At 57.4% G+C, this 11,946-nt stretch carries 8 protein-coding genes; 6 read left to right on the forward strand and 2 right to left on the reverse strand.

Annotation, left to right across the window (positions count from 1 at the left end; translation table 11 throughout):
- Positions 1-3 precede the first annotated feature (3 nt).
- The 3 genes from cydB to cydC all read left to right on the forward strand — a co-directional run bounded on the left by cydB (position 4) and on the right by cydC (position 4,363).
- Positions 4-1,038 carry a cytochrome d ubiquinol oxidase subunit II gene (cydB, locus tag ATK06_RS10220; protein WP_048380690.1) on the forward strand — a complete coding sequence of 345 codons (1,035 nt, stop codon included), beginning with the start codon at positions 4-6 and terminating at the stop codon, positions 1,036-1,038.
- A 152-nt stretch (positions 1,039-1,190) separates the two neighbouring features.
- Positions 1,191-2,738, forward strand: a complete 1,548-nt coding sequence (locus ATK06_RS10225; protein WP_231913490.1) for an ABC transporter ATP-binding protein/permease — start codon at positions 1,191-1,193, stop codon at positions 2,736-2,738.
- A complete protein-coding gene (cydC, locus tag ATK06_RS10230) occupies positions 2,738-4,363 on the forward strand; it encodes a thiol reductant ABC exporter subunit CydC (RefSeq protein WP_098389301.1) in 1,626 nt (541 codons plus the stop codon). Before ATK06_RS10225 ends, cydC begins: the two co-directional genes overlap by 1 nt.
- 1 nt (position 4,364) lies before the next feature.
- On the opposite strand, the gene ATK06_RS10235 is transcribed toward cydC, so the two are convergent.
- Positions 4,365-5,729: an MFS transporter gene (locus ATK06_RS10235; RefSeq protein ID WP_083986043.1), complete on the reverse strand. Its 1,365-nt coding sequence runs from the start codon at positions 5,727-5,729 to the stop codon at positions 4,365-4,367.
- Positions 5,730-5,840: 111 nt separating this feature from the next.
- Between ATK06_RS10235 and ATK06_RS11135 the strand changes: the two genes are divergently transcribed.
- Positions 5,841-6,359 (forward strand): hypothetical protein, encoded by a 519-nt coding sequence (locus ATK06_RS11135; protein WP_143341418.1) that lies wholly within the window; start codon positions 5,841-5,843, stop codon positions 6,357-6,359.
- Between the two features lie 45 nt (positions 6,360-6,404).
- Here the strand turns inward: ATK06_RS11135 and ATK06_RS10245 are convergent, their stop codons facing one another.
- Positions 6,405-7,166, reverse strand: coding sequence for a hypothetical protein (locus ATK06_RS10245; RefSeq protein WP_048380511.1), 762 nt, complete (start codon positions 7,164-7,166; stop codon positions 6,405-6,407).
- Between the two features lie 299 nt (positions 7,167-7,465).
- On the opposite strand from ATK06_RS10245, the gene ATK06_RS10250 reads away from it, so the two are divergent.
- Positions 7,466-8,209 (forward strand): hypothetical protein, encoded by a 744-nt coding sequence (locus ATK06_RS10250; RefSeq protein ID WP_048380509.1) that lies wholly within the window; start codon positions 7,466-7,468, stop codon positions 8,207-8,209.
- A complete protein-coding gene (locus ATK06_RS10255) occupies positions 8,199-11,945 on the forward strand; it encodes an ABC transporter ATP-binding protein (RefSeq protein WP_197712633.1) in 3,747 nt (1,248 codons plus the stop codon). Before ATK06_RS10250 ends, ATK06_RS10255 begins: the two co-directional genes overlap by 11 nt.
- The last annotated feature ends 1 nt before the right edge of the window (position 11,946 follow it).

Genomic DNA, 11,946 nt, shown 5'->3' on the forward strand with positions numbered 1-11,946 from the left:
GGTATTGAGCTTCCTATCATCTGGTTCATTCTCATCGCGGTCCTATTCGCGGGCTACTTCCTGCTCGAGGGCTTCGACTTCGGCGTCGGCATCTTGGCGCCCATGATTGGTAAAAACCGTAAAGAGCGCAACACGATCGTCGGTACTATCGGCCCAGTGTGGGACGGTAACGAGGTGTGGTTGATCACCGCAGGCGGCGCAATGTTCGCAGCGTTCCCCGAGTGGTACGCAACCCTGTTCTCTGGGTTCTACATTCCGCTGTTCCTCATCCTGCTGTGCCTGATCATCCGCATCGTGGCCCTGGAATGGCGCAAGAAGATGGACGACCCCCGCTGGACCAAGTGGTGTGACTGGGGACTGGCTATCGGCTCCTGGGGCCCAGCAATCCTGTGGGGCGTCGCGTTCGCAAATATCCTGCGTGGCCTGCCAATTCAGGCCGACCATACGCTGCTGGCTAGCGACGCAATGGCTACAATCTTCAACCCGTACGGCATCATGGGCGGCATTACCTTTACTGCCCTGTTCACGTTCCACGGCCTGGCATTCATCCGCCTGAAGACCGCTGGGATTGTTCGTGAACGCACGGAGAACTTCGTGTGGCCGGTATCGATCCTGGCCGCGGTGACCGGCGTTGTCTTTATCGTCTGGACAGTCCTCTCCCTGGAAAACACCACGTGGACCTGGGCCGTAGCGGTACTCATCGTCGTGCTCGTCGTGGCAGGAATCGTCACTATGGCAATGGGACGCGACGGCTGGTCCTTCACGTTCACCAGTGTTGCAGTCGTAGCAGTCGCAGGCCTCTTGTTCGGAATTCTCTTCCCGAACGTCATGCCTACCACCCTGGCAGACGGCACCAGCCTAGACGTCTGGAACGCAGCGTCGAACCCATACACACTCAAGTTCATGACGTGGGTTGCCATCTTCATGGTTCCGGTAGTCTTGGCTTATCAGGCGTGGACTTACTGGGTCTTCTCTAAGCGCCTGCGGGCCGAAGACGCCATGGCAGAAAAAGAAAATGCCCCATTGAAGGTGGTGTAATTCTAGTGCCTAGTGCACGAGACATAACGCAAACGCCAACGACTAAGGCCGCCCATGACCGGGCGGCCTTAGCCGCATCTGGCACCGGACGCGAACACTCCGGGAAAATTGCAGGCAAAACGCCGGATGGAACGTCGAAAAGCAAGGGTCCTGTGGACCCCCGCCTCCTGAAACTGTCCCAACCGACGCGGCGGTGGATCCTCTTCGCGGGAATCGTCACAGCGCTGAAGACACTCTGCACTGTGATGCTTGGCCTTCTTGTTGGGTTGACCGTATCCAGCTTCATCGAGTCATCTGAACTCCCCCTCTCCCACTACAACAGCTCCCTGGTCTGGCTGCTGATCGTGGTTATTGCTCGCGGTGTGCTCGCGTGGGTGGAAACTCGGTTCGCTGAACGTGCTTCGGCGAAAGTAATCATTGATCTGCGCGCACGGACTCTTGAACACCTGGCCTACAAAGATCCGCGAACAGTCGATGTCGCAAGCTGGCGCACGACCTTAAGTGAAGGCATCGAGGGGATCGGCCCCTATCTGACTGGATTCGTTCCGGCGTTGGCATCAACGGTGATTGCCACCCCTGTGATGCTTGCCGTCATTTGGTGGCTCGATACACCTTCACTAGTTATCGCTGTGATTACGTTGCCACTCATTCCGTTCTTCATGTGGCTCGTGGGCACGCTCACAGCCGGGCGCACGGAAAAGCGGCTCCGCGATCTTGCTGTTTTGAGCGACCAAATCATGGATCTCGTGGCGGGGCTTCCTACCTTGCGGATCTTCGGCCGCCAACTTTCCACCGTCTCTGAAGTGCGACGCCTTTCGGCAAAGCACACGGAGTCGACGATGAGCGTGCTCAAAATCGCGTTCCTGTCGAGCTTCGTCCTCGAATTCTTAGCGAACCTTTCGGTTGCACTCATGGCCGTGGGCATTGGTTTTAGGCTTCTCGACGGCGCCATGACCCTCGCAGCCGGCCTCACCGTGCTGATTATCGCGCCTGAGGCCTACAACCCAATTCGGGAAGTCGGGACGCGGTTCCATGATGCTCAGGACGGTCTCGCGGCAACGGATCGTATCCTTGGAGAATTATCACAGCCGCGTTCCCAGTCTTCCCCCGGACTCGCGGAACGGAGTTCTGCAGAGGACCGTGACTACTCCACATCGCCGCTCACCGTAGTGTTCGATTCTTTGTCAGCGCACGGGCGCGATGGGGATCGCCCCTCGGGGCTCACGGGAACAGCTGAGCCTGGGGCAATCACGGTTCTTGCTGGTGAAAACGGCTCAGGCAAATCCACTGCGTTGCTCGCCCTACTCGGTTTTATTACCGAGGGCGTCCGTGGTGAAGCAGCAGTGTATAGCGGTGAGACTCAGTTATCGCACAAAGAAATCTGGAAGTGTACCGCTTACCTACCGCAGCGCCCCGTCCTTGATGCCACGACTGTCGGCGACTACGCAGCCCTTTCCTTGGGCCAGCGGCAGCGCGTCGCCTTCGCTACAGAAATGGAGCGCGAAACACCTCTCATCTTGTGCGATGAACCCACGGCCCACCTGGACTATGACAACGCCCTAATCATGTTGGACACCTTGAGACAACGTGCCGTATCAGGCGCGACTGTGGTTGTGGCTTCACACGATCCCGTAGTTCTGGAGCACGCGGACCGCATCATCACTGTTCAGGCAATTGAGCGCGAAACGGAGGACAACTGATGAGTTTGGCTTCTGATATCAAGGCGGTGCGCGACGCCCGCCCCCTTACTGGGTTGCGATACTCTGAACTCACTATCCCAGTGCTGGTCGGAGCATTGACGATGCTTTCGTCTATTTCCTTGACCGTGGTGTCTGGCTGGCTTATCACCAAGGCGTGGGAACAGCCGTTTGTCATGGATATCACCGTGGCTGTGACGGCAGTGCGCACGCTGGGCATTTCGCGCGCTATCTTCCGGTACCTTGAACGCTTAGCGTCCCACGACCTGGCATTGAATTCGGCGCGTCGCACTCGCGAGAACGCGTATCAAGCTATGGCCACCGATGCGGCTCACACGACGATGGCGCTGAAAAAAGGCGCACTTCTTACCAGGTTAGGCTCTGATATAGACGAGGTCGCGGATGTCATCGTCCGAGCAATCGTCCCTGCCGGCACTGCGGTTGTCACGGCTATCGCCGCGGTGGTGTTCGCTGCTTTCCTGTCGGTTCCGGCGGCCATCGTCTTAGCTATTGGCCTGCTCTTCGCATCAGTCGTACCGCCTTGGCTGACAGCCCGCGCAGTGCAAGTCTCGGAGAAAAAACGTGCGCAGGCGGTAGAAAAGTACACCACGGCGGTAGACCACGTACTTTCGAACTCCCCTACGTTAAGGATGCGTGGGCTGATGCCGGAGGCCCTGCAGCGTGCACATAGTGCGGCAACCGAACAAGCAGAAGCTGACGATGCGGGTGCCCACGCCCAAGCCTGGGGTTCTGCTACCGCCATGTGGGCACACGGTGTGACGGTCATCGGCATGGTGGTGCTCACCGGTTGGCTCTACCTTTCCGGCGACGTGCAGACTCATTCGCCTCAATGGTTGGGCATGTTAGTGCTCCTTGCATTAGCAGCATTCGAAGCGACCACGGGCTTACCTAACGCTGCGGTCACCGTTACGCGCGCAGCGGGTGCCGCTAGGCGTCTCGCAGGATTCAACCGCGAGACCACGCCATCTGGTAATCGCATGCGGACCGTCTCGGAGGCTCCGGACCTCGTGACGCGTGATCTCGTGGTGGGCTTTGATTCCGACGTCGCTTCCTGGGACATCGACCTACCCTTTGGCACCCGCAAGGAAATCGTGGCGCCCTCAGGCTACGGTAAAACCACACTCCTGCTCACGCTCGCAGGTTTGTTGCCAGCACGCTCAGGGCAGGTGCTTATCGACGGCCATCCGGTGGACACCTACTCCGAAGAATCATTGCGGAATTCCATCGCATTTTCCCCTGAAGATGCGCACATCTTTGCCACTACGGTGCGCGACAACTTGGCATTAGGCGCCTCGAACGCGACTGACGAGCAAATGTACGAGGTCCTCAACGCAGTCGGCCTGGACGAATGGGTCCGCCAACTACCGCACGACCTCTCTACGATTCTCGCCAGTGGCGCTGATGCGCTCTCCGGCGGCCAGCGCCGCAGGCTGCTGCTCGCACGCATGCTGTTAACCGAGGCTCCGGTTCTTTTGCTGGACGAACCCACCGAACACCTCGACCTCGAGTCAGAGGCCGCGATGCGAGACCTTCTCAATTCTCCATCCCTGCCCGGCGCGCGTGCACAGCGCACAGTGGTCATTGTCCGGCATCCGCGTACGCGCTAACTTATTGGGCGGCGTGGGTGCGGTGATGAGTGTCCGGTGCGGCAAACCATTGCAGAGCTGCACCGAGACCCACCACTGCAGTCACAATGAACCCAATTTCAAAGCTCCACGTCTGGGCGATGGCCCCCACCACGATTGGTCCTAAGATTGATCCGAAGTCTTGGGCCATTTGGAATCCCGCCAGGACTCGACCACCGGAACGGTCATTGCCGATGACGTCTGCAACGACCGCCTGTTGCGCGGGGTTCAGCATCCCAGCGCCCACACCAGCGAATGCCGAAAGAACGCAGAACATCACCACCGAGGACGAAAGTCCTAAACACGCTGTGAAACCAGCGTTGACGATTAATCCTGTGATAATCAGTGGTTTTCGGCCTATGGAATCGGCCATCCGTCCTGAAAACTGCAGGCACACTGCGTTGCCACCGGCGAAACTGGCTAGTGCGAAGCCTGCGGCAAAAGTTCCACCGTTGTCAAATGTGGCAGCTGCGAACAAAGGTAGCGTCGCAACGCGGACACCAAAATTAGCCCACCCATTGGCAAATCCGCTGACTAAAACTGCTTTATACGAGGTCAAAGTAAATGCTTCTTTGACAGACATCGGAGCCTGAGTATCGGTGCTCGGCGCATGTGTGGGCCCGGCCGCTGCATCTTTAGGTACTGACTGCCGAATGTTACGGCCTGTAGTAAACCACCACACAACGACGATTGCGCACAATAATGCGATGCCATAAATAACAAAAGGCAAGCGCATACCCAGCGGCGCCATAAGTGACCCCACCACAGGGCCAACGATGTTCCCTAACAAGAACGCCGACGAGTACGCCGAGGAGCACCGGCCACGAATGGCGGGAGGGGCGATTCGCACGATCATGCCCATCGCGGAGACAGTGAACAGCGTTGAGCCAAATCCTGCGAGGCCACGCAGTAAAAGAACGTGCCAATATTCCTGAGTGAACGCGACCGCGCCTGTGGTGATTGCGACAACGAACAATCCCGTGAAATACATTTTCCGGGATCCAAAAATATCAATCAACGGCCCTGAGGCAGGGCCGAAGATGAGACGGGTAAACGCGAAGATCGACACCACTGCACCAGCTGCTGCCAACCCGACGTTAAAGGATTGCGCGAACTGCGGGATAATGGGAGCGATCAGCCCATAGCCGGCCGCGATTAACAGCGCAGCGGCTACAAGGACCCAAATTTCGCCCGGGATTGTGGGCTTGTGCTCTACGCGTTGTATTCCGGAATCATAGTGAAGCTCTTGCTGTGAATCGCCGGTCTGCGCAGTGGACGGATAAGAAACATCGCCATACTCATCTGGATGCGCCTGGCGATGCTTTTCGTAAGGTTCTGGGGTTGTCATCGTTCTTCACACCTTAGCCAAAAAATCAGAACCGGGCCCCAACCACCCAATTAGAACACATGTGCTAATTATTTACTGGTCGTGTCTGCCCCACCCGTTATCGTCACAGACATGTTTAAGCACACAGAATCAGCAACCAGATCCGAAATCTCCCGCCTCGAACACACCGGCATCCGCGCGACCATCCTGCGCAGCTACCATGGGCAGAGCCTGCGGAGGCTTGCAACAATGCTGCGCCATCCGCGCTCATTGGCCCGCGTCAATCCGGGTTGGCGGCCACCAACTTTGCATGTGACAACACCAGAAAGCGGACGTCTCGATATAACCGTGAGCCGGAAAAGAGTAAGCCCCCATGCCCGTGCTTTGCTTCGGGATGAGGGCTATGACTCCACGGCAGCCTACATGGTGCAGCTACGGTTCACCCACCCGGATGGGCGACGCTGTGCGCGCAGTGAGGCAGAAGCCTGGATTCGGGCGTTACTTCCCGACGAAGACGCCAGCAAGGTGCACGAAATTACCACTGCTCTCACGCCGACCCTTTGCTGGCTTGTCACCGCATCGGGGCGCGTCGTAGATTCTCCTGCCGACTGGTTCGGGACAGTTTCCGATGGTGAACCGACCGCTGCTTAAAGTTGTCGCAGTTACAGCCTGGTGTTGTGATGTCGTAGCGCCGAGTTATTCGTTCGCGTCGCCATCGGCGAAATCTTCACCGAACTCATCGTCGCCGCAATCATCAAAGTCAGCGTAATCGTCATCAACGGGAACAAGCTCTGCCTCCCAATCTTCGACATGATCAACAGCCAGTGAGAGGGCATCAAACAGTTTGTCAAAGTCTTTAAAGGTCCCGAGTTCCAGAACCTCGGACGAGGGCTCATCGAACAAATCGAGGAGGGCGTCTACCGTGAGTAGCTGCGAGTCCGGCTCTGCTGCGGAATCTTCCCCAGTGCCCGTCGGCGCACCCAAGTCCACCTCGAGAGGCTCTTCCTCCCATGTTTCTACCCACACATGGGCCACCGGCGCTTCATCTTCTACGACCACACGGACCACTAGGTCAGAACGATCGGTGAGAACAGCGCGCACCTCTTGTGGATCCACCGTGTCCTGGAAAAACTCTACTGCAGCTACGCGTTCATCCGTCCCTTCGATGAGATCCCGCAGCAACGTGACGGTTTCATCGGTCGCCACGTGGTGGGCAACAGTGCGAACGGCATCCTCAACCGAAAACACCACGGAGACCAATGCTTCAGAAAAATCGTCATCCCGCTCATCCACATCAGCGGCAGCAATGTACACGTTTGCCGCTGGAAGAAGCGGATCAATTTCAACGAACCGTACTTCGAAATCAGCAGTCACGGGAACAAAAAGGACGTCACCACCAACGCGTGATTCAATCCCCTGTTCATCCAGCTTTGTAGCAATGTCCTCGTAGAAACTCATCAGTGTCGATGCCTTCCTCATGGCACGGTGAAATACGGACGTAACCACGCACAAACATCGTGGCAACAGTTCCCAACAGTAGTCGTTCCGGCGCATTCCTGTCAGCGGCCACCACAATGCGGACCCACCTAGGCAAAGAACACTACGCGCTCGGGAATGAAGCCATAACGGAAGCGTTATAACTAGTGTTCAACCCGAAAAAGAACGCACTCATATACTGGAACAAGACCGGATAACAGGTTTCCACCGCATACCGCAAGGAAATCTGGAAATCCTACGACCAGCCTAAGGAGGGACCTATGTCCGACACCACTACCCTTGAACGCAAAGAACGCGAACTCATCGACGCTGGCGTAGACCCCAAAACCATCAGCTCCCCTACCGGGAAGATGCTGCTTAAAGGCCTTGATCGAGTCATGCGCATGCAAGGCGGTTTGATTGAGAAATACGTTGCACGGCTCAAAAACAAAAACCCCGACGCAACCACTGCCGAACTCCAAGAAAAAATCGATTCCCACTTCCTGACTATCGTCTCCACTACCGGCGCCGGCTCAGGAGGATCTGCCGCAATCCCCGGCATCGGATTCGTTACCGGCGCAGCAGCAGTCGGCGCAGAATCCCTACTTTTCATCGATGCTGCAGCCTGGTACACCCTAGCCAGCGCAGCGCTACATGGTGCCGATATTAAAGACCCCCAGCAACGCGAAGCCCTCGTCCTCCTTGGACTGCTCGGTTCAAAAGGAACAGCAATCGTCGACACTTTGCTTATCGACGCCGACGGCACCATCGCGGACACCGCCAACGCTCTAGAAACCAAAAACACTGCCGGCCTCCTCTCGCGTTTCTCCGGCCCAGCGCTCAATGAGGTAAATACGCGTCTGGTCAAAGCCCTCATTAACAGGTTCGGAAAGTCCGTCCGGATGGCGTGGTTGGGCAAACTCCTCCCCCTCGGAATCGGCGCTGTCGCAGGGCTTGTAGCCAATCGCAAGCTGGCAAAGACCGTTATTAAACACACGCAGGAGGCGCTCAATCCTGCGCACTAAACGCCACATCCTCACCTCCGCGTTCCGCAAACGCGGAGGTTGGCTCGCCATTGCGCTACTAGCGACACTCGCAGCCATCGGCTTTGACCTCATAATCCCGCTGCTCACCGGCGATGCGGTCGATCAAGCCCTGCATGCAGCTGACCCCTCACACCCCAGCGAGCCTATAGTCACAGCCTCCTGGTTTCCCGGCCTAGGCGCCATCACAACCATCGTTATTCTCCTCATCATTGCCGCATGCGGGAGATTCCTTTTCTTCTTCCTACGCCGCTGGTCAGCAGGGCACCTGGCCATCACCGTCCAGCACGATCTTCGCGTGGCCATTCTGAAGTCCCTCCACAAGCTTGATGGGCCAGCCCTCGACCGTGTGGTAACCGGCCAAATTGTTTCCCGTTCAATCGCGGATCTCGGTAAAGCACAGGGGCTGATTTCTATGCTGCCCCTCCTTTTCGGGTTCAGCGTTCAGCTCGTCATCACCGTGGTACTCATGGCGCAGCTATCCCTTCAACTGACCATCATTTCCTTCCTTCTCCTCCCGCTGATTATTGGGACCACGTTAGCCACCCGACGCTGGGTGTATGCCGCCACTTGGGCCAGCCAACAAGCCGCCGCAGATGTCACCGAACACGTAGAAGAAACTGTGACGGGAATTCGCGTGGTTAAAGCATTCGCGCAAGAAAACAAAGAGGTCGACACCCTCGACTCTCTAGCCCGCAACGTCTACTCACAACAACTACGTCAAGCCCGCATTCAGGCCCGTTACCAACCCGTTCTCAACCAGCTACCCAATCTGGGGCTCGTGGCCACGATTCTGATTGGCGGTTGGATCGTCTCCACAGGTGGGCTTAGCGTTGGCGATTTTTTCGCTTTCTCGTTGTACCTCATGTCGATGACCCACATTTCACGCGTGCTATCCGGGTCCGTGGTCCGCTACCAAATGGGAATGACGTCCATCGACCGAATTACCGAGGTCATTGCGTTGGAGCCGGATAATCCCGAAGGGACACGCACACACGCTGACGACGTCGTCGAGAAGCATCAAGGACCGATCGGGCTAAAGTTTTCCCATGTCGACTTCACCGCCGACGACGGAAACCAGGTACTCGACGATTTCAGCCTCAGCGTGGCACCCGGGAAAACGGTAGGAATCGTAGGTCCAGCAGGATCGGGAAAAACCATTGCTGTGCAGATAGCCGGTGCTTTTTACGCACCGGATAACGGCACGATTGCACTGACTCTTCCGGATCACGACTCGAAACGCACGCCTACGAACATCCCCTATACCAGTGTGCAACGAAGCACTATTCGCGCCAGGGTGGCCTGCGTTTTTGAAGAGCCACACTTGTTTTCTTCCACAATCCGGTACAACGTGGCCATGGAGTCACCCCTCGACGACGAGGCCATCTGGGAAGCCTTGGAAATTGCTCACGCTGAGGAGTTCGTCCGCAAACTCCCCGATGGCCTAGACACCGTCGTTGGTGAACGCGGATTAACCCTGTCCGGCGGTCAACGCCAACGCATCGCACTTGCACGTGCCATCGCTGCGCATCCCGACCTGCTCATACTCGACGACGCCACCTCTGCCATCGACACCACCACCGAGCGCGAGATTATTGAATCACTGCGCAACCACCTTCACGGCGTCACCCTCCTCGCGATTACGCACCGCGAATCCACCTTGTCACTGTGTGAAACCACGGCCGTGCTCAACAACGGCCACGTTGTAGCGGTTGGGCCTACACAGGACATGAGAGATACGGATACGTACCGCGCCGTCATGGATCCCGTGTACCGTTACGAAAGCACACGCACCCAGCTGCCCAGAGGCGAAGCAGCCGAGCCGGCGCTCAACTTATTGTGGCCGGATGGCGAAACGGAAGTTGGCAACAGGCTGGATAATCACGAGCACATCATTGCAGGCCGCGGTTCAGTCATCGCGACTCCGGAGCTGAAGAAGCGGGTAGCTGCTCTACCTCCTGCGCAGGAACAACCTTCACTGGATTCCGAATATCTCAAGACCACGCGAGAATCCTTCCGACTCCGGAACGTGTTCTCACACGTGCGGGGTCTCATTGTGGCCGTCGTTGTGCTCCTTGTTATTGGAGTCATCGCGGACTTGACGTTCCCCATGCTCATGAAGCAAGCGGTGGATTCCGCTGTCGGCGATACTGCGCGGACTACCCTGCCATCGATCGCCCTCGTTGGGTTAGCTGTTGTCGCAATCAGTTTCGGTGCCGAAGCCATACGCACTGTCTTGACCGCCCGCAGTGGTGAACGCCTGCTATACGGCCTGCGTCTGCGCAGCTATGCGCATCTCCAGCGGTTGTCCATGGATTATTTTGAGAAGAATCTTTCCGGAGCAATCATGACCCGGATGACCACGGACATCGACAACTTGTCTACTTTCCTGCAATCCTCTGTGGCACAGGCCATCGTGTCCATTTCTACGTTGGTCGGGATTGCAGCAATGCTGCTCGTGACCGATGCATCCCTCACCGGAATCGCGGCCCTGGCGATTCCCGTTATCGCAATATCCACCTGGATCTTTCGCCGCTACACCAAGCGCACCTACGCTGCCTCCCGCGCGCAAATCAGTGCAGTCAACGCCGCTTTTCAAGAGGCTGTTGCAGGTTTACGCACCTCTCAGATGTACGGCGCTGAATCCGGTGTGTGCGAACGGTTTGCTGCCGATTCGGACACGTACCGTAAGTTACGGATCAAAGGCCAAACAGCCACTGGTATTTACTTCCCCGCGGTGAATGCGGTTGCCCAAATCACCACTGCTTTCGTCATCGCAGCCGGAGCACACCAGGTTGCAGGTGGAGCGATGAGCGCTGGAGTCCTCGTGGCCTTCGTCATGTATCTAGGCCAGTTCTACGCTCCGATTCAAACACTTGGCCAGTTGTACGATTCGTGGCTGCAAGCCTCCATTGGCCTCGAGCGGATCCGGGACTTACTGGGCACGCAGCCGTCGTTAAGCGATGAAGGCACCCGCGAGAACGCCCACGAAGCGGCACACCAGGAGCTCGAATTACATAATGTCGACTTCGCGTACACCGCTGATGGGCCCCGCGTGTCCCGTGACCTTGCCCTCACGCTCGAGCCGCACACAACCGTCGCCGTGGTGGGCGCTACTGGAGCAGGAAAATCCACGCTGGTGAAACTGCTGGCGCGCTTCTACGACCCAGTGTCTGGGAAAGTCACGGCCGGAGGCACTGCTTTGCCCGAATTTCCGCTCCGCGACTGGCGAGTAAACGTAGCCCAAGTGCCCCAGGAATCCCACCTTTTCCGCGGCACAATCGCAAGCAATATCGCCTACGGCAAACCCACTGCTACCCCCGAAGAAATTACGGCAGCGGTCCGCCGCATCGGTGCTCTCGACATCATCGCAAGCATTCCCGGCGGATTCCAAGCCCGCATCGGCGAACGTGGGCGCGGCCTATCATCTGGGCAGCGACAAATTATTGCGCTAGCCCGCGCCGAACTCATCCAAGCACCCATCTTGCTTCTCGACGAAGCGACCGCCACCCTCGACCCCGTGACCGAAGCAGCCGTGCTCGATGCAGCGGACAAAATCACTCAGGGGCGCACTTCCGTAGTGGTGGCGCACCGTCTGCTGACCGCTGCTCGCGCTGACCGCATCCTCGTCATGAGCGAAGGACGTATCGTAGAAGATGGTCCCCATGAAGATCTTCTCCAGCGTCGCGGGGTATATCACTCCATGTGGTCCAGTTAAA

It is taken from the genome of Corynebacterium renale, assembly GCF_002563965.1.
GTDB classification, from domain to species: domain Bacteria; phylum Actinomycetota; class Actinomycetes; order Mycobacteriales; family Mycobacteriaceae; genus Corynebacterium; species Corynebacterium renale.